This window comes from Paenibacillus koleovorans NBRC 103111 (assembly GCF_004000845.1).
Classification (GTDB): Bacteria; Bacillota; Bacilli; order Paenibacillales; family NBRC-103111; genus Paenibacillus_AA; species Paenibacillus_AA koleovorans.
This window is the reverse complement of record NZ_BIMA01000011.1, coordinates 22,039-46,683: the sequence shown is the minus strand read 5'-3', so window position 1 is coordinate 46,683 and position 24,645 is coordinate 22,039. Positions and strand designations below refer to the sequence as shown.

At 58.3% G+C, this 24,645-nt stretch carries 17 protein-coding genes; 6 read left to right on the top strand and 11 right to left on the bottom strand.

From position 1 onward, the window contains the following. Positions 1-74: 74 nt before the first annotated feature. The gene (locus PKO02S_RS05560; RefSeq protein ID WP_127580109.1) at positions 75-1,430 is read right to left on the bottom strand and encodes a sulfatase family protein; all 1,356 of its coding nucleotides are present in this window, start codon (positions 1,428-1,430) and stop codon (positions 75-77) included. Between the two features lie 233 nt (positions 1,431-1,663). Between PKO02S_RS05560 and PKO02S_RS05555 the strand changes: the two genes are divergently transcribed. The 4 genes from PKO02S_RS05555 to wsfD all read left to right on the top strand — a co-directional run bounded on the left by PKO02S_RS05555 (position 1,664) and on the right by wsfD (position 5,762). Further along, positions 1,664-2,608 carry a phosphatase PAP2 family protein gene (locus PKO02S_RS05555; RefSeq protein ID WP_127580108.1) on the top strand — a complete coding sequence of 315 codons (945 nt, stop codon included), beginning with the start codon at positions 1,664-1,666 and terminating at the stop codon, positions 2,606-2,608. Between the two features lie 114 nt (positions 2,609-2,722). Beyond that, entirely contained in the window at positions 2,723-3,832 is a 1,110-nt protein-coding gene (locus PKO02S_RS05550) for a glycosyltransferase family 2 protein (protein ID WP_127580107.1), read from the top strand. Continuing rightward, a complete protein-coding gene (locus tag PKO02S_RS05545; protein WP_127580106.1) occupies positions 3,832-4,293 on the top strand; it encodes a GtrA family protein in 462 nt (153 codons plus the stop codon). Before PKO02S_RS05550 ends, PKO02S_RS05545 begins: the two co-directional genes overlap by 1 nt. After that, positions 4,290-5,762 carry a glycan biosynthesis hexose transferase WsfD gene (gene wsfD, locus PKO02S_RS05540; RefSeq protein WP_127580105.1) on the top strand — a complete coding sequence of 491 codons (1,473 nt, stop codon included), beginning with the start codon at positions 4,290-4,292 and terminating at the stop codon, positions 5,760-5,762. The genes PKO02S_RS05545 and wsfD overlap by 4 nt, the downstream gene beginning before the upstream one ends. A gap of 39 nt (positions 5,763-5,801) precedes the next feature. Here the strand turns inward: wsfD and PKO02S_RS05535 are convergent, their stop codons facing one another. From PKO02S_RS05535 to PKO02S_RS05525, 3 genes are all read right to left on the bottom strand, one after another. Continuing rightward, positions 5,802-6,617 (bottom strand): phytanoyl-CoA dioxygenase family protein, encoded by an 816-nt coding sequence (locus PKO02S_RS05535; RefSeq protein ID WP_127580104.1) that lies wholly within the window; start codon positions 6,615-6,617, stop codon positions 5,802-5,804. A 544-nt stretch (positions 6,618-7,161) separates the two neighbouring features. Beyond that, complete coding sequence (locus tag PKO02S_RS05530; RefSeq protein WP_127580103.1) at positions 7,162-7,347, bottom strand: YjfB family protein; 186 nt, start codon at positions 7,345-7,347, stop codon at positions 7,162-7,164. Positions 7,348-7,441: 94 nt separating this feature from the next. Next, entirely contained in the window at positions 7,442-8,032 is a 591-nt protein-coding gene (locus tag PKO02S_RS05525) for a TetR/AcrR family transcriptional regulator (RefSeq protein ID WP_127580102.1), read from the bottom strand. Between the two features lie 145 nt (positions 8,033-8,177). Here PKO02S_RS05525 and PKO02S_RS05520 point away from each other — a divergent pair, with 145 nt between their 5' ends. Then, positions 8,178-11,156, top strand: coding sequence for an MMPL family transporter (locus PKO02S_RS05520; protein ID WP_127580101.1), 2,979 nt, complete (start codon positions 8,178-8,180; stop codon positions 11,154-11,156). Between the two features lie 107 nt (positions 11,157-11,263). Continuing rightward, positions 11,264-11,962, top strand: coding sequence for an aspartate/glutamate racemase family protein (locus tag PKO02S_RS05515; protein ID WP_127580100.1), 699 nt, complete (start codon positions 11,264-11,266; stop codon positions 11,960-11,962). 42 nt (positions 11,963-12,004) lie between these two features. On the opposite strand, the gene PKO02S_RS05510 is transcribed toward PKO02S_RS05515, so the two are convergent. The 7 genes from PKO02S_RS05510 to PKO02S_RS05480 all read right to left on the bottom strand — a co-directional run bounded on the left by PKO02S_RS05510 (position 12,005) and on the right by PKO02S_RS05480 (position 24,599). Next, positions 12,005-15,094: an efflux RND transporter permease subunit gene (locus PKO02S_RS05510; RefSeq protein ID WP_127580099.1), complete on the bottom strand. Its 3,090-nt coding sequence runs from the start codon at positions 15,092-15,094 to the stop codon at positions 12,005-12,007. 182 nt (positions 15,095-15,276) lie between these two features. Then, on the bottom strand, positions 15,277-15,810 hold the full coding sequence (locus PKO02S_RS05505) for a hypothetical protein (protein WP_127580098.1): 534 nt from the start codon (positions 15,808-15,810) through the stop codon (positions 15,277-15,279). Between the two features lie 25 nt (positions 15,811-15,835). Beyond that, positions 15,836-17,497 carry an SGNH/GDSL hydrolase family protein gene (locus PKO02S_RS05500; protein WP_127580097.1) on the bottom strand — a complete coding sequence of 554 codons (1,662 nt, stop codon included), beginning with the start codon at positions 17,495-17,497 and terminating at the stop codon, positions 15,836-15,838. A gap of 221 nt (positions 17,498-17,718) precedes the next feature. Further along, a complete protein-coding gene (locus PKO02S_RS05495; RefSeq protein WP_127580096.1) occupies positions 17,719-18,546 on the bottom strand; it encodes an aldo/keto reductase in 828 nt (275 codons plus the stop codon). A gap of 75 nt (positions 18,547-18,621) precedes the next feature. Next, on the bottom strand, positions 18,622-20,331 hold the full coding sequence (locus PKO02S_RS05490; RefSeq protein WP_127580095.1) for an arylsulfatase: 1,710 nt from the start codon (positions 20,329-20,331) through the stop codon (positions 18,622-18,624). Further along, positions 20,328-21,659, bottom strand: coding sequence for a sulfatase-like hydrolase/transferase (locus tag PKO02S_RS05485; RefSeq protein ID WP_164821309.1), 1,332 nt, complete (start codon positions 21,657-21,659; stop codon positions 20,328-20,330). The genes PKO02S_RS05490 and PKO02S_RS05485 overlap by 4 nt, the downstream gene beginning before the upstream one ends. Before the next feature lie 210 nt (positions 21,660-21,869). Next, positions 21,870-24,599 carry a right-handed parallel beta-helix repeat-containing protein gene (locus PKO02S_RS05480; RefSeq protein ID WP_127580093.1) on the bottom strand — a complete coding sequence of 910 codons (2,730 nt, stop codon included), beginning with the start codon at positions 24,597-24,599 and terminating at the stop codon, positions 21,870-21,872. Positions 24,600-24,645 lie beyond the last annotated feature (46 nt).

Below are 24,645 nucleotides of genomic sequence, written 5' to 3'. Positions count from 1 at the left end.
GCCTCTTCAGGTACCTTCACAATAAAAAGCACCCCTGGAGTCCGTTAGACTCCAAGGTTGCTCGTCTAATTGCTTTACAGCTCCAGCTCCCAATCCAGCACTTGACGCTGCCCGCTGCGGACAGGCGGCGCGGGCTCGATCGTCGGCTCCGGCTCGCCGATGGCGGTCATCCGCCGGATGAGCCGCTGCTGCAGCCGGTCCGCCACCTCGCGGTGCGACGGGAAGCCGATCAAATTTTGCAGCTCATACGGATCGGATTCGAGGTCGTAGAGATATTGCTCGACGTACTTGTCGGCGTACATGTCCTTGCTCGGATCGAAGCCGGGGGCGTCGACCCCATACTTCCAGCGGGCCGTCCGGACCGCCCGCCCTACCTGCGACTCGCTGATCTGGATCAGCACGTCGTCAGGCCAATCCGCGCTCTGCCTGCGCACGAGCGGCAGCACCGACCGGCCCTGCATATGGGCCGGCACCTCGAGGCCCGCCGCGTCCAGCAGCGTCGGGGCGATGTCGAGCAGGGTGACCAGCTCGCGGAGCTGGCCCCCGCTGTCGAAGCCCGGCCCGCATATCGCGGTCGGCACGCGGATCGAGCTCTCGTGGCACGAGCGCTTGTACTCGACATTGCGCGTGCGGAAGTGGCACGCGTGGTCCGACGTGAACACGAGGATCGTGTCCTTGTCCAGCTTCAGGCTGATCAGCGTGTCCTGCAGGCGGCCGAGCGACTCGTCGAGCCGTTTCACCATGCCGTAATAGCCGTCCAGATGGCGATGCGCCGAGCCTCTGAACTCCGCCAGATCCGGCGGAACCCAGCGCGACGTGTAGCGACCGCGGTAGCTCTCCGGCGCCGGATAATCGTCGCGCTGGTTCTGATTGTGCGGCTCCACATAAGAGACGAACAGAAAAAACGGATCCTGTTTGTTCCGATCGATGAACCGAATCGCCGCGTCGGTCAGAGCATCCGCCCGATAGCCGGGAAGCTGCACCGCCTCATTATTTTCATCGTACATCGTTGTCTCATAAGCGCGGGACGTGTACTCCAGCACATTCGAAGCCAGCCATTCCTGATAGCCGCCCCGATACTCCTCCGGAACCGGCTTGTTGCCCGGCGCCAGATGCCACTTGCCGATATAGCCTGTCCGATACCCGGCATCATTGAAGTAATGAGCGATCGTCTTCGCGTCCGGCGACAGCGGAATGCCGTTGCGGAACGAGCCGTTCACCGTCGCGTATTGGCCCGTCTGCATACAAGCGCGAGCAGGACCGCAAACCGGCTGCATCGAGAACGTATTGTACAGATGCGTGCCGCGCGTCGCCATCCGGTCGAAATTCGGGGTCAAATCAAGCGGATTGCCGTGCACGCCGGTCGTATCCCATCGTTGCTGGTCGGTAAAAAACACAATGACATTCGGTCGTTTCCCAGTCGAGCTCATCACGTCGCGGATGCTCCCCTCACCTTTTTCTCCGCTTCATTATATAAGAATTCTCCCCCGCTTGTATTTAGCCGAAAAGCTGAAATAGTTGCTGAAAACGATCCGACTCCGGGCCACCAGCACCTTGCGCCTGTACATTTGCCACAATTCGGTATTGCCACCCCGCCCGTCCATCCAGTATTGTTAATGAAGTGTAAAGGGAACGTCATAGAAAAGGGGAATCACCAAGCGCCATGCTTACCAGACTTACCAAAAAGCAGCTTATTATGGGCATCCTGTTCGCCGTGCTGTCCATCCTGATCATCGCTATTTCCCGTGTGGAAAATTGGGGCTTTTTATGCCTGCTTGTGCTAGGGGCTTCTCTGGATGGGACGAATAAGGACTCGAAGGACCTCTCTTGGGGCCAGTTCATGCCGATCGGTCTCGTTGTGCTGTTCGCTTTTTTCCTCATCTATCAATACGCGAATCCGCTGTGGTTCAAAATCGTTGGCTATCAGACCGAGAACGTGCGCCATATATTCAAATGGAACGACTGGTTCAACTCGATTCCATTCAACGACGCGGCATTTATGCGGATCTGGCAGCCCGAATGGCTGACGAAGTATTTTCAGTGGGTGTACGGCTTCGGCTTTGCGCTGACGTATTGGATTTGCGTCATTCGCGCGTTTTGCACCAAGGATGCGAAAAAATTCGGGCGCTACTCGCTTGCCGGGTATTTGCTGCAAGTGCCTCTCATTCTCCCGTTCTATAACACGATCTTTCTGCAGGAGGTTTGGTATGTGCAAGGGACGCCGGATTTGCTGGAGCGCGGCATGTCGGAGGAGAAGACGCTGGCTACGGTGCTGAACTGTTTCCCAAGCATGCACACTTCCATCGCTTTTGCCGCCATCCTGCTCGCTATGCGGGAGAAAAGCCGCTGGTATCGCTGGATCATCGGCATTTACGGCGTTTCCATTATGATTTCTACTTTGTACCTGAAAATACATTGGATCATCGATATGTTCGCCGGCATGCTCTTCGCTTACGGATGCGTGAAGCTGGCCGATTTGATCGTCGGGTCGAAGGCTTACGACCGTTTCGCGGCGCGCTTCGAGCGGCTCGGAGGCAAGCTGTATGCCCGCCTGCAGGGACGTCCGTCGGCGGCTCTTCAGACGGATCGTCATACCCTCTCGGAGTGATCGTCGGATAGAGCGATGCGGTTGATTTGGTTGGAAGAAAGGGTTATGATGAGTTCAAATCCTAGCCTGTTGTCACAATGATTTCTTAATAGATGAGGAGATTCAAGAACGCCGATGAGTATTGGGAAATTGCCTGTCGTAAGCATAGTAGTGCCTTGTTATAACGAAGAAGAAGTGCTGCCGGAAACGGTCGTTCGATTGACGGCCGTCGTGGAGCGGCTGGTAGCGGACAAGCTGGCCGCCCCGAGCAGCTTCGTGCTGTTCGTCGATGACGGAAGCCGGGACCGGACTTGGGAGCTGATCGAGAAGTATCACCGGACGCATCCGCATATTTCGGGGCTGAAGCTTGCCCGCAACGCCGGCCACCAGAGCGCGCTGCTCGCCGGGTTGAAATCCGTCATGCACCGGACCGACTGTGCGATCTCGATCGACGCCGACCTGCAGGACGATCCGAACGTGATTCGCGAGTTTATGATCAAGTTCCACGAAGGCTACGACATCGTCTACGGCGTGCGCCAGAGCCGCGATACCGATACATTCTTCAAGCGGTTCACCGCTCAATCGTTCTACAAGATGATGAAGAGCATGGGCGTCAAGATTACATACAACCATGCCGACTACCGGCTGATGAGCCGCCGCGCGCTGGAGCAGCTCGACCGGTTCAAGGAAGTGAACGTGTTCCTGCGCGGCATCGTGCCTATGGTGGGCTACAAGTCGACCAACGTGTATTACGACCGTCATGAGCGATTCGCCGGCGAGTCCAAGTATCCGCTGAAGAAAATGCTGGCGTTCGCCTGGGACGGCATCACCTCGCTCAGCGTCACTCCGATCCGGCTCGTCTCTACGGCTGGTTTCCTGATGTTTCTTGTGAGCGTTATTGCCGGGCTGTATGCGATCATTCAGAAAATGGTCGGCAACACGGTCGAAGGCTGGACGTCCATCGTCGTGTCCGTTTGGTTTATCGGCGGCATCCAGTTGATCAGCTTGGGGTTGATCGGCGAGTATATCGGTAAAATTTACAAGGAAGTCAAACATCGTCCACTGTTCATCGTGGAGACAGAGCTGATTCCGCAAGTTTCGCGTATGGCCGTGGGAGCGGTTAGTGAGCTCGGCAGCGGTTCTGGTGGTTCTGGTGGTTCTGGCGGCGCTGGCGGTGCCGGTGGGGCGGCTGATCCTGGCGTAGGCGCACGTGCCGATCTGCAGCCGGTGAAAGGGTCGGAGTAATGAACGCCAGACTGCAAGCGTATTGGAATCATTCTTTCGTGCGGTTTCTGTTCGTCGGCGTGCTTAACACCCTGGTCGGACTATCCGCCGCTTACGCTTTTCTCAATCTCGCCGGCTTCAACTACTGGGTGTCCACCTTTCTCGGGAATACGATCGGGGCGATTGTCAGCTACTGGCTGAACAAGAAATTCACGTTCAAATCGGATGTCAGCGTCGGCCGCAGCGCCTGGAAGTTCGTGCTCGTCATTCTGGTCTGCTATTTCGGCTCCTACCAGCTTGGAATTATGCTTAGCCACTGGGGATTAGGGCTGATAGGCGTCGAAGGCTCGAAGTGGGCGGAAAATGTGGCGATCTTGATCGGAAACGGCGTTTATACGATTACGAACTACCTTGGCCATCGCTTCTTCACATTTCGGGTGCCGGGGGGACCGGTGCTGCGTGCAGGAGGTGGCGAATCTTGAATCGATGGCGTTCGCTTTGGTGGCGATTCGCAGCGTCCTTGTCGAGGGCGGTTCGCACGATTGAGTTTTGGACGTTAGCCGTCGTATGCGGGATCATCATCTATGTGACGATGGTCCCTCCTATTGTCGGAATGGCGGACAATGGCGACTTTTTGCGGATTATGGCTACGGTCGGGCTCGATTATTTGGATCCGACGCTTAGCTACGACGACAAGTATTTCGGGTTTTACATAGAGGACTGGAGCCTCGTAATGTTAGGCAAAGGCGCATACATTACGACCCAGACGTTAGTCGTCTTCGCGGCCACGCTGCTGAATCGGGTGCTGCACAGCAACTCCGTGTTCGATATGCGATTTATGGTGCTGCTGTATGGGGCGCTGCTGTTGGTCGCCTTCTATTATTTGCTGCGGTGGAACAAATCGAAGACGTCGATTGCGTTTAATGGGTTGTTGGCGGTGCTTCTGGTAGTCGTGTTCGCGGACGGCGCCTATGTCGCTTATTTCAACTCGCTGTTCGGCGAGCCGGTATCGCTCGTCTTTCTGCTGCTCACTCTAGCATTCGGCATCGCGCTGACAAGACAAGAGAAACCTTCCAAGCGGCTGCTGGCGCTTTATTTCACGGCCTGTTTGTTCTTCGTTTTCTCGAAAATCCAGAACGCCCCTGTCGGCGTATTGGCTGGGTTGATGGGCTTCCGCTTCCTCGGGTTCAGCCCGGATCGCGGGTGGCGACGTCGGGTGATCGGCTTTTCGCTGGCGCTCGTGTTAGGGTCCGCCGCTATGTATGCGCTCGCGCCGAAGCAGTTCAAGGAGATCAATATTTACCAGACCGTCTTCTATGGCGTGTTGAAGGATTCGGATACGGTTCAGGCGGATTTGCAGGAGCTGGGGCTGAGCCCGGAGCTGGCGGTGCTGGCGAATACGAATTTTTTCACGCCGAACACGCCGATTCCGCAGCGGGACCCGCAGTTATACGAAATGTTCTATAATCGGATGAGTCATGCGAAGATTGCGGCATTCTACTTGAAGCATCCGGGGCGGCTGCTCGAGAAGCTGGAGGTGGCGGCGCAGGAAGGGATGAAGATCCGGCCGTACTACCTCGGCACGTACGAGCAGTCCGAGGGCCAGCCGCGCGGGGCGGTGCTGACGAAGCTCAGCCTGTGGAGCGAAGGCAAGAAGGCTTGGCTGCCGAACCGGTTCTGGTTCGTGTTCGCTTTGTATGTTTTTTATTTCGGGGTGCTGGTTTGGGAGTACTTGCGAGCGGCGAGCTTACGGCAGCGTGTGTTCGCGGAGCTGTTCGCGCTAGTCGGCTGCATCGGGGCTATATCCTTTTTGATACCTGTCATCGGGGACGGAGAAGCCGATCTGGCCAAACATCTGTTTTTGTTCAATGTGTGTTTTGATGTGATGCTCGTCAGCTCGGTGCTGTGGGTGGCGTGGAAGCTGCTGGTGCGGTCGAGCGAGCGTGTGTGAATGAATGAGGGGCCCCTCTGTTGAGGAGCTCCGTTTTTGTTAGGCGCGTTGGTTGCTGGCCAGCAGCGGGAACAGGCCGCCCTGGATCGGCTCGCCGGCCTGGAACTCGCACGGATCGGTGATCACATGTTTTTTCCCGTTGTACGTCGTGCCGTCCGGGAAATAAATGATCGCGAGCACGCGGCGCGGATTATCGGTTCGGTTGGCGTGAGCGTAATGGAACGTCAAGCCGTTGTGAAATGTGCAGCTGCCTTTTCGGAGCGGTACCATCACCGGCTTTTTCTTGTCGAGGTCGGTCCCTTGCACGTATTCGAAAATATCCTGCGGATCGCTCAAGCTGATGCCCGGCAGCATACCGGCTTCGTGCGAGCCCGGGATGAACATCATGCAGCCGTTGCTCTCATCCACATCGTCCAGCGGAATCCAAGCCGAGAGCGCGGTTTTGCCGAGCTCGTGCATCGGCCAGTAGACGAAATCCTGATGCCACGGCGTCGGCTTGGAATCCTGCGGCATTTTCCACAGCGCATGGTCGTGGAACAGCCGGATGCCGTCCGCCCCCGACAGGCGCAGCGCGATCTGCGCCAGCTTCGGATGTGTCGTGTAGCGCGCCATGCCGGCGTGATCCCGCCACGTGTTGACCTTCTGGTTCAGCACACGGTAGTAGCTGCTTCTCGACTCCCCTTCGGAGTTTTGAAAGGCAAGCGCTCCCTTCTCCGCCATCGCTTCTTCGATGTAGCACGTGAGCTCTGCAATCTCGTCCGCCGTCAGCACATTGTCCACCTGGACAAACCCATTTTCCCTGTAGAACGCGATTTGCTCTTCCGTTAACCCCAACTGCTCCAGCTGCCCCGTCATCTCAACCACGTCTCCTCTATCCCTCTCGTTTGAGCTAACTGTAGCATGATGGGAAGCGGCCGGTCTTGGCGGATTCGCTAAAGTTTATGGGTGATTTTACATGGCCCACCGCTGATCGTGGCAGCCGCCAAGTAGACCAATTTTACCCCACTTCGCCTACTGCCGACCGTTTTACCCACCAAGTAGACTGCTGAAGTAGACAAGAACAGAAGGTTAGCAGGAATACATGGATCTACTGTAGCGAATGGGTAAGCTGGGATCGGCGGACAAGTAACAATGGAGTGTAAAAGCTTCTAGGTTACTTGGTTGACGGGTTCGGCGGGGAGGCTGAGGCGGCTCGGATGGTTCGAGTGGCTGGTGTTGCAAAGGGTAGCTGATCTGAGCCTCCATTTGCACGAAAAATCGTACAAATGAACCGGAGGAGAAGATTGAGTAGACTAGCTGCTTAGCAGTAACTATGTCATCTCCCTATTGTCCCCGAGCACCAGAAGCTCGCAAAAAAAGAACAGCCGAATCGGCTGCCCCAGATCACTACATATTCCATTTACGCTCGAATGTCGATGTTCCCGCCCAGGTGAGGCTGCACGCTCTGTTGAAGCATTTGCGCCATCTGAGCGCCTTGCATTTCGGTCATGACCTTCACCTTGTCGAGCATCATGATGCCGACGGCCGCGGGCAAGCTGCTTGCCTGGTACTGACTGAACGCAGAACTTAGCGATTGAATGGTCACGCGGAACATCCCTCCTCTGCAGGCTCCTTCAAAAGCTCACGAAGCCAGTATACCATTTTCTTCCGAAATTCGACAGCCCTGGATTCACATGTTGCTAGATTTCTTCTTGCGGGGCCAAGCCGGCCAACGTCACTTCCATCGTCACGCGCATCTGCGCCTCCAGCTGCTCCTCGCCCTGCTCCATGCACCAGAACAGCATCGAGCCGAAAAAGCTCTGCACGATCTGCTCCACAATCGCTTGCGGCGAAAGGGCTCGGCTGAGCTCCCCGCGGTCCTGAGCCAGTCGGATGACCGGGGCGGCGGCCTCATAGACGGATTGCAAAATATCGTTTTGATTCGCCAAATTAATCGGGCTGGACAACATCCCCGTCAGCATCGCGTTCGCGAGCGGACGGTTCAGCTGCATGCGACGGATCAGCTCCATCATCAGCTCTTTGATGACAGGCACGTACGGGCCATGATGTTCGCGCAGCTTCATAATCTCGTCCACCGCCCAGAAGCCCTGCAGATCGCACATGATCTCTTCTTTGGAATTGAAATAGTTGAAGAAGGTGCCTTTGCCGACACCGGCTTTCTCCGTAATTTGCGCGACGGTCGTTGAATCATACCCTTGATCGGAAAAAAGCTTGACGGCGGCTTCCATGATGCGTTTGCGAGTTTCGCGCTTTTTTTCTTCTCGGTTCATAACTCCTCCGCACGTTGTAATAACAGTAATACAGCGTTTACATTGTAACACAAAAACAGCTTGTATAAAATATTGACCAACGGTCATTTTTATAGTATAAGTGAAACTAGAGAAGCTACATACATGGATAGGAGGACTTACTTTGTTGGAAAAATGGATCCGCACACTTGCCAAAGCCCGTTGGTTCATCGTGCTCGGCTGGATCGTCTTGGCCGGAGGCTTGATGGCTTCCGCGCAAGCCGGCATCCTGCCCGATCTAACGCAAATCATCCGGCAGACGGAAGCGAAGTTCATTCCGGCCGACGCCGATTCGATGCAGGCGATGAACATTGCCAACCAGATCAACCCCGACAACAAGTCGCGCTCGAACGCCGTCATCGTCCTGCATCGCGAAGGCGGCATACAGGAAGGCGACCGGCAATGGCTGCAAGGTAAAATCAAGCAACTGAACACTCAGCGCGAGGCGCTCGAAATCGTCGGCGTCACCTCGCTGTTCGAGATGCCGGAGCTCGCGCAGAAGCTGGAGAGCAAGGATAAGACGACTTTGCTGACCTTGATCGACTTCGCCAAGCCGGACAACGCTCCGACGACCCAAGAAAATCTGGACGTCATTCGCGAGACGCTCGAGGAAGGGTTGCCTGCCGGCATTACCGCCGAGCTGACGGGCAGCGCGCCGATCTCGACCGACTTCCAGAAATCAAGCGAGGAAGGGCTCAAGAAGACGGAAATGTTGACCGTCGTACTCGTGCTCGCCATCCTGCTGATCGTGTTCCGGTCGCCGATCGCACCGCTCATTCCTTTGTTCACGATCGCGCTGTCGTATCTCGTCTCCCGCACGCTCGTAGGCGTCGCCGCCGACATGGGCATGCCCGTCTCCTCGTTCACGGAGTCGTTCCTCATCGCGGTCCTCTTCGGAGCCGGGACGGACTACTGCATCCTGCTCATTCAGCGCTTCCGCGAGGAGCTCAGCCACGGACATGACCGGGTTGAAGCGCTCGTACGAACGATGCGGACCGTGGGCAAAACGGTCATTTTCTCAGCCAGCACCGTCCTGATCGCTTTCTTCTTGATCGGCTTCGCCCAATTCGGCATGTACCAGTCGGCTGTCGGCGTCTCGCTCGGGATGCTCGTGACCTTGCTGGCCGGTTTGACGTTGACGCCGGCGCTGCTCATCCTGCTCGGGCCGAAGATGTTCTGGCCCGTCCGGGTCAAGCCAGGTCAAGGCCACGGCGAGTCGAAGCTGTGGGGCCGTATGGCGGCCTTATCCGCGCGACGCCCGCTAGCCGTGCTCCTGACGACCGTGCTGATCGCCGTGCCGCTCGTGATGATGTTCCACGGCAAGCGGTCGTTCGACGATATCGCCGAGATCAATCCGAACGCCGGCTCCGTGCAAGGCTTCAACACGGTGAAGGAGAAGTTCGGCGCGGGCGAGGTGTTCCCGGTGACGGCGACGATCACGTCCGCCGCCTCGATGCGGACGCCGGAAGCGCTGGCCGCGATCGAGGCGAGCAGCGCCATAGTCGCCAAGGCGGCGCATGTCGCCGAGGTGCGCAGCGCGACGCGCCCGCTCGGCCAGCAGATCGGCGAGCTGACGGTGCCCGACCAGCTCGCCAAGACGACGCAGGCGATTGGCGACGTTCGCCAAGGCGTTCAGCAGGTCGCGGACGGCTTCGGCGCGGCACGCACCGAGCTGCAGCAAGGCACGGCGCCGCTCGCCGAGCTGGGAAGCGGCCTGACGCAGATGGCCGCGAGCACCCGCGACGCGCAGCAAGGGCTGCGCCAAGTCGGCGGCGGCTTGACCGAGCTGCGCTCGGGGCTGGCTGCGACGCAGCAGGGCGCCGCGCAGGCGGAAACGACCGTCGCCTCGATGGGCGACGACCTGGCGCGGCTCGCCGAGGCGAACCCCGCGCTGGGCGATGACCCCGCCTACCAAGCCCTGCTGCAGAAGCAGCTGGGCCTGGCGGGGGCGCTGCCCCAGCTGAGCGGCGGGCTCGGCGCGCTCACCCAAGGCGCGGGGGCGCTCTCCCCCGCGGTCAACCAGATCGGCGCCGGCCTCGGCCAGCTCGCCGACGGGCAGGGGCAAGCCGCCGACGGCATCGGGCGGCTGCAGACGGGCCTCGGCCAGCTCGAGCGCGGCCTCGGCGACGGCGTCGCCGGCCTGCGTCAAGCGGCCGACGGCCTGGGGCAGATCGGCGCCGCACAGCAGACGATCTCGCGCGAAGCCGGCAAGCAGATCGCCGGCTGGCACCTGCCCGCCGACGTGCTCGACTCGCCGGACTTCAAGCGCTCGCTCGAGGTGTACATGTCGCCGGACGGCAAAATCACCAAGCTCGAGATCATCCTGAGCAGCCATCCGTATTCGAAGGAAGCGATGGATGCGATGGACGAATTGCGTCGGACGATCGCACAAAGCTTCCACGGTTCGGCGATCGTCGACGCCGATGTGAAGCTGGCCGGTACGACGGCCCAGTACCACGAGCTGGACCGCATCTCGAACGACGATTTCATCCGCACGGGCGTGCTCGTGCTGCTAGGCATCTATCTCGTGCTGGCGCTTCTGCTCCGCTCTATCCTAGCGCCGCTTTACATTTTAATATCGCTGGCGTTCAATTACTTGATTACGATGGGCATCATCGAGTTCCTGTTCGTCCAGCTGCTCGGCTACCCTGGGTTATCGTGGACGGTGTCGTTCTTCGTCTTTCTGATGATCGTGGCGCTAGGGGTCGACTACAGCATCTTCCTGATGGCTCGCTTCAAGGAAGAGTATCGTCCGGGCGGCGTCATTCCGGCAATGACCAAGGCGATGACCACAACCGGAGGCGTCATCATCTCGGCCGCGGTCATCATGGGCGGCACGTTCGCCGCCTTCATGTACTCGGGCGTGACCACGCTCGTGCAGATCGGCGCCGGCATCGTGATCGGACTCGGGTTGTATACGACCGTGTTCATGGGGCTCGTCGTACCGGCGATCGCCATGCTATTCGGCGAAGCGAACTGGTGGCCTCTGAAGCGCATAAAGACCGGCGGCGAAGCAAGGGAAATCGGCGGCAGTGCGGCAAGCGGCGCAGGCTCTGCCCAAGTGGCGACCGTCAGCTCCCTTCCAATGGACGCCTCTACCAAATAACATAAAATTAAGACCACTCGAGGTACCTTAATGGCACGGCGGGTGGTCTTTTTTTCCAATGATGCGATACAATGAAGTCAGATTAAGTTAGGGAGGCATCCAACGCAATGAAAAAACTCGGAATCGTCGGCTTCACGCTCGCTTCGAATATTGAGTATTACCGCTTGCTTGTGCGAGCTCTATACGACAGAGGAATCACCGGCAGCATCCCTGAGATGACGCTTGATATGATCGATCTATCCAAAGTCCAGGCGCTTACCAGAGCGGGGGACGCGAACGACGTGATCGACTACTTGTGCGCTTCCATAACCAACCTGGCCGCCGCGGGCTGCGACTTCGCCATCCTGGCTTCCAATACGCCTCACATGCATTTCGACGCCATCCAGCGCAAAGCGTCCCTGCCGCTGATCAGCATCGCCCGAGCGACCTGCGAAGCCGTCCGGCAAGTGAACCTGGGTCGGGTCGGGCTGCTAGGCACCATTTTCACGATGGAGCATGGGTTTTATCATACCCCGCTTCGCGAAGCCGGTATGGAAGTGTTCATCCCTCCCTACGAGGACCGACTGTTCCTGCAGCATGCCATCGACAAGGAGCTCGCGCTGGAGCAGTTCAAGGAGGAGACGATCTCCCGGGTGTATACGATTATCGCCCAGCTTCAAGAGAAGCACGGGATTGAGGGCATCATCTTAGGCTGTACCGAGTTCCCGCTTATCGTCCAAGAGGACTCCCTCTCCATCCCGTCCTTCGACACGATGCAGATCCATGTGGATGCCGTCATGGAGTACTGGCTCGCCCGGCAACCCTAGCTCCAGCTCTAACTTCAGCTCTAACTTCAGCTGTCGCCTAGCCTACTCTTCCTCGACCTTGAACAACCGACGGCCGCCGCGCCTTTCCCTCCGCACTTGCTTGTAGTGCAGCGCCTCGTACATAATCGGCACGATCAAAAGCGTCAACAGTGTCGAAGTGACGAGCCCGCCGATGACGACGACGGCCAGCCCCTTCGAGATGAGCGCACCGCCTTCTCCGAGCTCCAGCGCCAGCGGCAGCAAGGCGCAGATCGTGGCGATCGCGGTCATTAGAATCGGCCGCAGCCGCGTCCCGCCCGCCTCGAGCAGCGCGTCGCGAATGCGCTGCCCTTGGCGCACATTCGTCTGCACGCGGTCGACGAGGACGATCGCATTCGTCACGACGATGCCGATTAGCATCAGGATGCCGATCAAACTCGCGATCGAGATCGGCTCGCCTGCGATGAGTGTCCCCGCCAAGGCGCCGGTCACGGCGAACGGCAGCGAGAACAGGATCGCGAACGGCGCCTTGCCTCCGCCGAAGGCGACGACCATAACGATGTACACCATGCCTACAGCCACGGCCATCGCCATGAACATGTCGTTCAGCATGTCCTCGATCTGTTTGTTCGCCCCTTCGATCAGGTAATCCGTACCGGCCGGAAGCTCAAGCGCGTCCAGCCTCGCCTCAAGCGCCGAGTTTACTTTGCCTGCATCCTTATCGATGATGTTGCCGAGCACTGCGGCGAAGTCTGCGCCGTTGCGCAGCTGCAAAGCGCTCAACTGCTTCACTTCTCGGACGTCGGCGATATCGCGCACCGTAAAGGTCAACCCAGCAGGTGACAACAGCGGAAGAGCCGCGATATCTTCGAGCGAATTCCGCGACACGCCCTCGACCGTCAAGTAAATGTCGCTCGTCCGCTTGCCGTCGCCCAGCTTGCCGACCTTCTCTTCGTTCAGCAGCGGCCGCAGCAAGCTCCAGGCTTGAGCGGTCGTCAATCCGTATTTCAGCGCATCGGCGGGACGAACCTTCAGCTCCACGCTCTTCAGATCGTCGAGCAGCGTATTGCGTACGCCGTCGGTCCCTTCGATGCTTTGCACGACCTCCGTGATGCGGAGCGTCGCTTGCCGGATCGCCTCCGGCGTCGGTCCCGTCACGATGATGTACACGCCTTGCCCGCCAGGCCCGCCTGTGAGCTCCTGGATGTCGAGAGTAGCCCCTTCGATCTTCGGATCGAGCTCTCGCTTGCGGTCCTTGATGAACGCCGTCACATCCGCTTCCTCGTCCAAGCTGACGATCCAAGTCGCCTTATTGGACGCCCCCGCCGTATACGTCATCGGATCGAACTCGCCCTTCGGACTGCCGGAGGTGACCTGCGACAGCTTCACATGCCCCAGCTCGCGGAGACGCCGGTCCATCGCCTGCACCCGCTCGTCAACCGTGTTTACCCCCGTGCCCTTCGGCATCGTGAGCGTCATCATGACGAACTTCTCTTTCTGCTCCGGAATAAAAGTCATGCCTGCCATCGGCGCGAGAATAAAGGAGGCCGCCAACACGACGAGCGACAGCAGTACGACGACGATCTTGTGGTTGAGCGACCAGCGCAGCAGCTTCTTATACCCGCGGCTCAGCGCAGTGTCCCCGTCTTCCGTATGCTCCGCTCCTGCTCCTCCTACGCCGCGCCGGCTGTAGCGCATCAGCCCGAGCGCCATCAGCGGCACGACCGTCACGGCGACGAGCAGCGAGGCGAGCAGCGAGAAGACAACCGTGAGCGCGAAAGGCGCGAATACTTTGCCGATCAGCCCGCTCACCAAACCGAGCGGCGCGAACACGGCGATCGTCGTCAATGTCGAGGATGTAATCGCTCCGGCCACCTCGCGGGTAGCGTCCAGCATGAGCTCCTTCGTCGGTTTGGCTGTCTGGATGCGCCGCACGATATTCTCGATGACGACGATGCTGTCGTCAACGACGCGGCCGACGGCGACCGCCATGCCGCCGAGCGTCATAATATTCAGCGTCACGTCGCTGAACGTATGCAGCAGCGCCATCGCCATAGCGATGGAGAGCGGAATCGAGACGATCGCGATGAGCGTCGCCCGCAAGTTCCGCAGGAACAGCAAGATCAGGATGGAAGCGAACAAAGCGCCCAGCAGCCCTTCCCGCGCCATGCTGTTCACGGACCGTTTGATGTCGTCGGCGGAGTCGTAGACAACGTCAAGAGACACCTTTTCATTCCCCTTAACGGCCGCTTCCAGCTTCTCCATCACCTGATCCGACACATCGACCGAGTTGGCGTCGCTGTTCTTGATAATATTGATCGCCACACTAGGCTCGCCCTGCACCCGTGAGATCGTCTCCGGTACGGATGAACCGCGCGTGATCTCGGCTACATCCTGCAGCAGGACGGGCGGATTCGCCGAGACGGCGAGCTGCCTCAGCTCCTCGATCGTATGAACCCGGCCGGTAATCAGCACATTTTGTTCCACTTTGCCGATCGTCGCGGAGCCAACAGGCAACGTTACGTTGACCGCTTGCAGCACTTGGCTGATCTGCATGTACGAGACGCCTTTTTCCGCCATCGCCCCGGCCTTGAGCCGAATGTACAAATTTTCCGAAGCCAGCCCGGCGGTCTGCACCTTGCCGATCCCATCGATACCTTGAAGCGACGGCAGAATGCTGCCCTGAACGAGCTGCTGCAGCTCCTGCACCGAGGTTCCGGGCTTCGCCGTCACCGCCGTGTACATCATCGGACCGCTGGCCAGCGTGATTTTGTTCAGTACCGGCTTCTCTACGCCCTGCGGCAACCGGATTCCGTTCAACACTTCCTCGATGCGCTCCGCCTTCTCGTCCAGATCGGCGCTGAAGGAGAATTGCATGTTGATCGTGACGACGTTGCTGGCTGATGTCGATTCGAGCACCTGCACTCCTTCCACCTGCTTCAAGGCTTGCTCGAGCGGCAGCGCCACTTCGTTCTGCACCTCTTGCGGCGTGGCGCCCGGGTACAGCGCGGTGACGAATAAATACGGAATGGCGATGTCCGGCATCGATTCCTGTTTGAATTGGGTAGCCGAATAGGCCCCGCCGACCGCCACCAGGATGACCAGGATCAAGATGGCAATCGGATTTCTAAGACTGAATCGAGTTAAAAACATAAACCGTCCTCCTTCCGCTTCTGTCCAAATCATAGCGAATGCATGGAAAGGAAGTCAATGCCAGCCGTACCCGATTCCGTTCGTCAATCAGACCTCTTCCGAATTCAAAACCTTCAGAATTCCCGGCAAAATCAGACCTGTAAAATCGTAGTTGTCGTAGTAGCGGCTGCGGACCCATTCCGCTACCTGCGGCATACGGTCGCTCTCCTCCTCGAATCTAGCCATCCGAATGGACCGCGCAGATCGAAGCCGTTGATCGCGTTCGGCGTTAGCGCTCCGGCACCCGTGACGTCAAGCACCAGCACCGCTCTGCCTTTGGCGCAAGCTCGCGAGATCCAGTCGGCATGCGGCCGGAGGCAGCGAGTGCCGCCATCCCATACGGCAAGAATCAACGGCTGGTTCTCTGCCGTCGCCCGGCACTGCCGGAACAGCAACCCGTGTCCCACAATCCCGGGCTGGCTCCACCAGATCAGACTGTCGACGCTCAAGCCGTTCCAAATCCCCTGCGGCGTGATTCGCGGATTCGTCTCGCACCGCTCCCGCCCTGCCTGGGGCTGGCCCGACCACAAGTAAATACGCCGGTTCATAATGAAGGTGGCTGGAGCGGCTGTCGCCACTCTCGGATCGCAGATCATCACCATGGCGGTCTGCGTGCCCCCGCCCGAGTTGCCGGTTACGCCGATCCTAGCGGGATCGACCTCAGGTCGAGTAAGCAAGTAACAATGCTTCCGCTCCTCCTCTTCAATCGGACTCTCCGAACAACCTCATGATCGCGGAGCTCGTCGCCTCGTCGAACGGTCCCCACTCCGCATCCACATTCCCATACGGGTGGTTCACCATATTCCCCTTCAGTTCGGTGAGGTAATGTTTGCCGTACTCGTGAAGCCTATGAAAATAAGCGTATCCGCCAATGAAGGAGCACCGGTATTGCTCCGCTAATTCACGGTACAAGCGATGGAACCGCATGTAGTTGCCGGAGTTTCCTTTTTCCCAGAAAAGCGGGTTCATGCCGTTATGCGAAAGAATCACGACATGGGAACCGCCGGCCTGCAGTCGTTCCACAATCTCGCTCATGGATTCCCGTATAGCCGTCAAGTCGCCGGTGCAGGAATCGTTGATCATATATTCGACAAAGGTCAAATCCGGGTTTAATGGAAGCACTTCCTCGTCCATGCGAAAACGTCCCCTGGTGGAAGACTCGCCTCCCACAGCTACATTCGAGCTGAAAATCCGCGTGGCCGGGTACAGCTGCTTCAACCCGCGAATCACCTGATACGGCCAATGGCCGGAGCGCGTCGTGCTCTCGCCGAAGAAAGCGATGCGCAACGGTTCGCTACCCGCCCGAAACTTGTCGATGACGCTCCCGAGCCCTTCCCCGCGCTCGACCGGGATCGATTCGACCGGCTCCCTCTTCTCCAAGAAGCGGAGATCGAAAATCAGCTCCGGTACGGCTTCCACTTCGAAACGGCGACCAACAGGCAGCGATGCACGCTCCATTAGAGCCCAATCCAGCGCGAGGCCCCAATCTATATGGTGGCCATAGGCCGAATTCAACCATAACGGGAGAGGAGAGCCCGTCTCCCAAGCGAACGGTTCCGACCATCTCATCGTATCCGCCTGCAAGGAAACTCCAAGGCCGTAATCTTCACCGGTTGCCCCTATTCGTACGAAAGTTGCTTGCGGATTCCCTTCCACTACCTCGACGCAGTATGTTCTGCATTCGGTATCCTCGTAACGTCCCGTCAGCCGGGGCATCTCCTCCGCAACGGAGTCCCCGACTGACGAGTTTCCTCTCACACGACTCCCGCCGTCATAAATCGCGTCGGTTCCCCATGCAACGAACACATGCGCCAGGACGAGACCATCCCTTACTAGAGGCGGCTCCGGCAGCATCAGCTCTCGCGACTCGGGCGCCTCCTCGTTGCCTTCTACCACAACCAACCGCCCCTCATCGGTCAGTACGACCGCATCATAGCGGCACAGCCACACCGCATAATCGAGCGACAGCTTGTCGCCGTTCTCGATTCGTCCCTGCGGATGCCGTTTGATCGTGCCCCAGTAATAGTCGTGCACATAATCCCTGTCGGCCGTGTACAGCACGGTGCGGTCCGCATTGTACACGCTAAGCGTACCTGGGACCATGCGCTGATAAGGGTCACCCCCACTGCCGCGAATATTTTCCCCGTTCCAGCCGGCAGGAGAGCGTTCCGCTTGCCCTTTGATCTTGTACGCCTGTCGATGCAGCAAGCGCTGACCGGCGGAACGAATCGGGAGCCGGACAGGCTCCTCGATCGCCATTGTGGTGCCGTCTGCGCGCCGCCATTGTCCCGGCTGCACGACAACCGCCATCGATGCCGGCGCTGTGCTTGTGATTCTTAAGCCTTCTACAGTACTCTTTTCCATGTAATCCTCCCAAATGCAGGTTGGACAAGCTCTCCTTACTAAACCCAATACAATTTGATTTTGCTCGCCCTATGCTCAGCTTGTCAAGGAAATCCAACCTGCGCATTTGCGCGGACATCGAATAAGCCATCGACACTTCCACCGGATCGGCTACGCCGCAAACAAGACAAAAAGCCCCTCACCGTTCACCGGCGAGGGGCTATCGTATGCATCCAAGCAGCTTAGAAATTGAAATTGTCCGGATCCGAGCCGATGCGACGGTTTTCGTTAAGCGCGTTGATCGCGGCCATGTCTTCCGTACTTAGCTCAAAATCGAAAATCGCGGCGTTCTCGCGGATACGCTCCGGGGTCACCGACTTCGGAATCGTGACGATGCCGCTCTGGATGTCCCAGCGCAGGATGACTTGCGCAGCCGACTTGCCGTAGCGGGCGCCGATCTCGGCCAGCAGCGGCAGCTCGAGCAGCTCGCGGCCTTGCATGAGCGGGCTCCACGCTTCGATCTGGATGTTGTTCGCGCGGCAATACTCGCGAAGCGGCTCTTGAGACAACCGCGGATGCAGCTCGACTTGGTCGACCATCGGCACGATTGTCGCTTCGGTGAGCAAGTCCTCGAAGTGATGCACATGGAAGTTGCTGACCCCGATCGCCCGAATGCGGCCGTCGGCGTACAGCTTCTCGATCGCCCTCCAAGTGTCCTTGTACTTGCCTTTCACCGGCCAGTGGATGAGGTACAGATCCATCACATCGATTCCGAGCTTGTCCATGCTCGCGTCGAACGCCTGCAGCGTCGAGTCGTAGCCTTGGTCGCCGTTCCACACTTTGGAGGTGATGAACAGCTCCTCCCGCGCAATGCCGCAAGTGCGGATCGCCTCGCCGACCGCCTCTTCGTTGCGATAAGCTGCCGCCGTATCTATGCTGCGGTAACCGGCTTCGACCGCCGCATGGACGGCTCGGATCAGCTGCTGCTCATCCGTCATTTTCCATACCCCTAGTCCGAGCCATGGCATTGTCACGCCGTTGTGAAGCACCGCCGAGTTGTTCGTGGTCATTAGATTTCCCTCCCGCCTTGTAGTCTCGTCCATTATAGCATAGCGGGAGGTCGATCTCGAACCGGGGAACGCCCTTTACAATTTCCTCACGTACACATAATACACCCCTCGGACCGTACCGTCCCCTGCTTCCATGTATGTTTGCAGATGCGCCGGACCTTCCTCGAGCTCCAGCTCGAAGGTGATCTGCCTTTCATCCCCAGCTATGTGCGCTTCCGCATACTCCGAGCGAATCCGGATCGCCGCCTTCGTCACCGGTACGGCCACGCCGCCGCTGTAGGGACCGAGCTCGCCGGGAATGCCTTCCGCAAAAGCGCGGTCCTCCTCCCGCGGCCAGCGGCGCAGCTCGAACGCGTACCGTCCGGACTGCTCCACGAACAGCTCCAGATAGCTGTTGCATACTTTCGCGCCGCGTATATGCGTCTGGTGCCAGGCGCACTCGCCGACATCGCCCCGCCAGTCGTGCGGCGACAACAGCGTGACCGGCTCCCGCGGGCTGCCGATGTGGATCGGGATGTCCTCGTCGAACTTGGCCGACACTTTGTCCCACCACATGTCATAATCGCTGCGCAGCAGCTCGACCATCTGCGGGTAAATCGCCGCCAGATCGTCCCGCTGCTCCGGATCGGCATCGACCCGGTACAGCTCCTTGCCGTTGATGAGCCGCCACTTGCCTCGCATGACCGCACTCATCCGCCATTTGATCGGCTGCGGGATGCGCTGCGAGTCGGTGACGACGGCTCGTTCCTCCCACTTCGGCTCCCCCGAAAGCATCAGCGGCACCACACATACCCCGTCGGGCTGGAGCGCCGCAGGCAACTCCAGCCCGCACAGCTCGGCAAGCGTCGGCAAGAAATCGACGTTCGCCGTCAGCTCGCTTACATCCTTGCCGACCGAATAGCCGCCGGCCGGCCAATGAAGGAAGAATGGCACCCGGTGTCCGCCTTCATAGGGTGTGTTCTTTTTGCCCCGCATCCCGAAGTTGTAGCCGTTCATCACGAATTTCTCTTCATCCACCTCACAGCCGGTCGCCGTGCCGTTGTCTGTCATGAACACGAAGATCGTATTGTCCGCCAGCCCCAGCTCCTCCAGCCTGCGGCGCAGCCCCCCGACATTCTCGTCGATGTTCGTGATCATGCCATAGAAGCGCGCCCGGTTCTCCGGTACTTGCCCCCGATACGGCTCGACATACCGCTCCTCAACCTGGAAAGGCGAATGCGGCGCATTCGTCGGGATGTAACAGAAGAACGGTTCGTCGCGATGGCGCTCGATAAAGTCCAGCCCCAACCGGAACCAGACGTCGGTGCAATAGCCCTCGAAACGGCGAGGCGACCCGCGATCGAAATACGTATCGTCGAAATAGTCATTCCCCCAATAATCCGGGGTGTTGCCGATGCCGCCGCCTCCATGGACGACCGCCTCTTGAAAGCCCCGGTCGTGAGGCCGGTACGGATAGTTGTCGCCGAGATGCCATTTGCCGAAGATGCCGGTCCGATATCCGTTCGCGCTGAACACATCGGCCAAGCTGATCTCATCCTTACGCAGCAGCGAGCGGCCGCCGATCGTGTGCCAGACGCCCGTGCTGTTGTGGTAATGGCCGGTCATCAACCCGGCGCGGGTCGGGGCGCATGTCGGACCGACATGGAAGTCGGTGAACCGCACGCTCTCTGCGTGAAGCCGGTCGATATGCGGCGTCCGGATGATCGGATTGCCTGCGCAGCCGAGGTCCCCGTAGCCTTGATCGTCCGTGATGACGAACACCACATTAGGTTTAGGTTTGCTCATCGCACCTCAGCCTCCCGAGCTTCCAAGGCCTGCAGTCGCAAGAAGAAATCATCCCCCAGCTCGCTTAGCCGCTCTCTTAACGCCGCATCCATCCGCGCTTTCACCTCTGCATAAGCCGGATCGTCGATCAAGTTGTTCATTTGATACGGATCTTCCTTCATGTGAAACAGCTGCGTCGGCCCTTTCAGCAAATAAACGGTGTAAAACCACTCCGCCTCCACCAGCGTCCGGAACGTTTTCACAGGATCTTCCGCCCAAAAGTTTTTCTCAAACTGCAGCACTACGCTCTTCGCCCCTTCCGCTTGCAGACCTCGCACCGTTTCACTGAGGTCCGAGCCTTCTACGTATGACGGGATTGGGGCCCCGATCAGCCCGAGCAACGTAGGCATCAGATCGACACCGCTGATCAGCCCATCCGACACTTGACCGGCCGGGATTTGCTTCGGGTACCGGATGAGAAGCGGAATTTGGCTGGACTCCACCTCGGGCTGCGTTTTTCCCCGTTTGCCATGGCTGCCCATCATATCTCCGTGGTCGGCGAAATAGAAAAGGATCGTATTGTCGAGCTGCCCCGTCTCTTCCAGCGCGTTCAGCATGCGGCCGATGTTGTGGTCGAGGTTGGCGATTTGAGCATAGTAGGCGCGCAAATAGTCCTTCCATTGCTCCAGCTCGGGATGATCGAGCGGCACGTTCGGCCTTAGCGTCAGCTCCCGGTCGCGGAACATCTCCATATACGGCTCCGGCGCCGTGTGCGGCGGATGCGGGGGCTCGATGGACACGACATGGAACCAGGGAGTCGGGTTGCCCGCGCGGCTGTGAATCCAATCTACGGTGAAGTCCGTCAGCACATCGGTCTGAAAGCCTTTCATCGTTTTATGCGGCGTCGGGGCCGTGCCGGTCGAATACATCGTTTCCCATGGCCGATTGGAGCACTCGAAGCCTAACCAGTCGTTCCAGCCGGGACGGAAATACGGAGAGACGAAATGGCTAGGCGCCGCTCCTCCGGAAATATGCCATTTGCCCATATGCGACGTGTGGTAGCCGTAATCCTGCAGCTCCTGCGCCAGCATACGCTGTCCCGGGTTTGGGGGCACATGCAGCGAAACGACACCGTGGCTGGTGATGTATTTTCCGGTGTAGAGCGAAGCCCGGAACGGGGAGCAGATCGGGGTGTTGGAGTAGGCGCAGTTGAAGCGGATGCCCTCCTCCGCCAGCCGGTCCATGTTCGGCGTCCGAATGTTCTTATCCCCGTAGCAGCTTATGGCATGCGGGCGATGTTGATCGGAAAAAATCCAAAGGATATTCGGTTTGTCGACGGGTTTTGTCATTGGCAACCTCCAGGGTGTGGGATGTAAGCGCATACGTTTAGATGAAGCGTACCATGGCCGTCCGCGGCAAAAATACAGGAACCTGTTCAGCGAGCTTGATAATTTTAGGAATCGGTGGCGAAATGGGGTGGGGCGGACGCTAAAAAGACCGCCGGAGCCAAAGCTCCAACGGTCTCCCTCTGCCTTACTACATTCCTCTACACACCGCGCTTACTCCTCATACTGCTCGAAAATATCGAACAATTGCACGTCGTCGAAGTACACGTTCCCCGTATAGCCGTCGGCGGCATTGTCGCCCAGGTAAATGCCGTCAAAGGAGGTCATGATGTCTGTCGTCCCAATCAAAACCCCGTCGATATACAGCTTGCAATCCGTGCCTGAGGACAGGTCGAACTTGAATTCATGCCAGCCGGTCGTGCGGGTGACGGATGAGGTGATCCAAGTGTTGTAATCGACCAGGTAAGAATACTTGTTGGTGGAATTGTAGGTGACGACCCCGATCATCGCGTTCTCTTCTACCGATGAGCTGGACACTCTCGCCCTCACCTTCATGCTGTTGTCGGCGGCGTTGTCATAGAACCAAAGCTTCAGCACGCCGTATGTCTCATTGTCCATCAAATGATAAATCTCGTCTCGGTCCTCGTTCGGCAGGAAGCTGGTCGTGCCGTTATGCGCTTGCGTCGTGCTGGCCGTAGGCGTGCCGAACGACGATTGCCAGTTGCCGAAGCCGCGCTCGAAATCTTCCGCGAAGGACGGGTCCGGATCCGGCTCAACCACGTTCGTCTCCACGAGCAGATCCGCCCCGGTATCGGCGTAGATGTAGTCGCCTTTCAGACCAATGCTGGCCTGGTCGATCTGCACGAAGCCCTTGGTCAGCGCCGGCGAGGTCGGCTGCAGCGTGTAGTCGTGGTTCGCCGCGTCGACGAACAGCGGGTTCGCCGTCGAGGAGTGCTGGTCGAACTTGTTGCTGAACAAGGTGCGCCAGTTGGTGTAAGTGTCGGCGCCCGGAATGCCCGCCATCGTCCGCGTGCCGGTCGTGCTGTAGAAGAAGTTGTAGTCCGACTGCTGCACCCGGTTGTTGGACCAGGAAGAGAAGTTGTAGAACACGCGATACTTGAAGTAGATGTTGTTCAGGAACGTGTTGTTGCGCGTCGGCTGATCGCCGATGACGTTCAACTGCACCGCTTTGGCGCCGCCCGTCCCGTCGGCAATGTTGTTCTGGATCAGGTTGCCGATCCCTTTGACATTGTACGTAATTTTCGTGGAGCCCTTAAGGCCGTAGACGATATTGTTCGTGACCGTATTGTAGTCGGAGACGTCGTCCAGGTAGAGCCCTTTCTGCAAGCCGAAGTTGCCGCTGTTGTGCAGGCGGTTGTTGTCGATCGTCGTCTGGTAAACGCCGCCCGTCTTGATCATGCCGGTGTCTTGCGTATCCAGGTTCGCCTTGGACACGTCGTTGAACTTGACGACATTGTAGCGCCCCGGATTGAAATTGTACTGGTTCGCCGTCGTGACCGTCGTTCCTTCGATGACCGCCGGCATGTTGGTCCACTTGCTGCCCTTGACCTCGATGCCGTAGTGAATTGCATTCGTGATCTGATTGTAGGAAATTTCGCCGAACGAAACGTTGGAAAATTGTACGCCCGCTCCGTTGGCGTTGATTCGCGCGATTTTATCGATTTCATTGTTGGAAACGATGGGATGCGTCTGCATGTAGTTGGCGGTATTGGGCGTACCCGCGATTTTGACTCCGGAATCGCCGACGTTATGGATGTAGTTGCCATAGATGAGGATGTTGGCCCCGCGGGATTTGACCGGTGTCGACTGGAGATCCGTCGGAGGCATCGAGATGCCGCTGGAATTGGAGTGCAGGATACGCGAATTTTTGACTGTGATGGCTTCGGCGTTGATCAGCACGATGTTGCCCGTTTTCCCGCCGGTCGTCATGTCCTGGTACGTGCTGTTCGATACCATGACGGTCAGACCGTCGATCGTAATGTTCTTTACCAGGCTCGTGTTGGAGCTGCCGTTGAACAGGAAAATCTTATCCACCTTCGGCGCGAAAATTTCCTGGCTGTTGATCGGCGTATTCTGCGGGTAGTAGTAGAGGATACCGGCCGTTTTGTCGAGGAAAAATTCGCCTTGAGCGTCCAGCAGCTGCATCGCGCCTTGAATGAAATAACGAGAGCCTTTCTTCAGCGTATCCAAATAAGGCCAACGCTGGTTCTCGGTCAAGGTGATCTTCCGGTTGCTCGTGTTGATCGACTGAATCGGGAGAATTTCGTTCGCCCAGTTGTGCGCGCCCGGCCACACATACACTTGCAGGCTGCTGAGGTCGGAGATCGACGGGATATCGCCGCTGTAATAGTTGAACGCCTTCATCGGCTGGGAGGAGTCGGCGTTTTGGATTTTTTTGTAGCCGGTGTTCGGATGTCTTGCGATTTTCGCCGCAACCCCGTTCTCGAATAGGGCATCGAAGGACCAGCCCGTTCCTACCGTCGTTTTGTAAATGTTGCCGCTGTGCAGTGTCCAGCCTGTCAGCTTCTGGCCGCCGATAATACGGGCGCTGCCGGCCGCGTCGTAGTTTTTGTAAATGACGTTGTAGCCGTTCGTCCCGGAATCCGATTCGTCGAAGACGATGGTCGTGTCCACAAAATAATCGCCTGCACGCAGGTAGACGATGATATCGCCCGTCATGTTGTTGTTGATCGTGTCGACGACGTCTCGTGCTTTCGTTATCGTCTTGAACGGCTGGGACAAGGTCCCTGGATTCGTATCGCTTCCGCTCGGAGAGACGTAATAGGTCGCCTGAACGGCGGCATGCGCCGGAGAAGCGTCAAGGAGCGCCCACAGGATGGCCAGCGCGAATGCGATCGCAGCCCCAGCGTAAATCATACCGGACTTGGAACCGGACTTGGAAAGTCTTGCAGTGGTGGACATTCGTTCATACCCCTCTCAAATCGGATTTTTCTCGGGTGCCTCTTAA

Coding starts and splice junctions, on each gene's coding strand:
- PKO02S_RS05550 (WP_127580107.1), top strand. CDS start 2,723: ATGAGTATTGGGAAATTGCCTGTCGTAAGCATAGTAGTGCCTTGTTAT.
- PKO02S_RS05500 (WP_127580097.1), bottom strand. CDS start 17,497: ATGGAAAAGAGTACTGTAGAAGGCTTAAGAATCACAAGCACAGCGCCG.
- PKO02S_RS05545 (WP_127580106.1), top strand. CDS start 3,832: ATGAACGCCAGACTGCAAGCGTATTGGAATCATTCTTTCGTGCGGTTT.
- PKO02S_RS05535 (WP_127580104.1), bottom strand. CDS start 6,617: ATGACGGGGCAGCTGGAGCAGTTGGGGTTAACGGAAGAGCAAATCGCG.
- PKO02S_RS05555 (WP_127580108.1), top strand. CDS start 1,664: ATGCTTACCAGACTTACCAAAAAGCAGCTTATTATGGGCATCCTGTTC.
- PKO02S_RS05515 (WP_127580100.1), top strand. CDS start 11,264: ATGAAAAAACTCGGAATCGTCGGCTTCACGCTCGCTTCGAATATTGAG.
- PKO02S_RS05485 (WP_164821309.1), bottom strand. CDS start 21,659: ATGACAAAACCCGTCGACAAACCGAATATCCTTTGGATTTTTTCCGAT.
- PKO02S_RS05490 (WP_127580095.1), bottom strand. CDS start 20,331: ATGAGCAAACCTAAACCTAATGTGGTGTTCGTCATCACGGACGATCAA.
- PKO02S_RS05495 (WP_127580096.1), bottom strand. CDS start 18,546: ATGACCACGAACAACTCGGCGGTGCTTCACAACGGCGTGACAATGCCA.
- PKO02S_RS05510 (WP_127580099.1), bottom strand. CDS start 15,094: ATGTTTTTAACTCGATTCAGTCTTAGAAATCCGATTGCCATCTTGATC.
- PKO02S_RS05480 (WP_127580093.1), bottom strand. CDS start 24,599: ATGTCCACCACTGCAAGACTTTCCAAGTCCGGTTCCAAGTCCGGTATG.
- PKO02S_RS05525 (WP_127580102.1), bottom strand. CDS start 8,032: ATGAACCGAGAAGAAAAAAAGCGCGAAACTCGCAAACGCATCATGGAA.
- PKO02S_RS05560 (WP_127580109.1), bottom strand. CDS start 1,430: ATGAGCTCGACTGGGAAACGACCGAATGTCATTGTGTTTTTTACCGAC.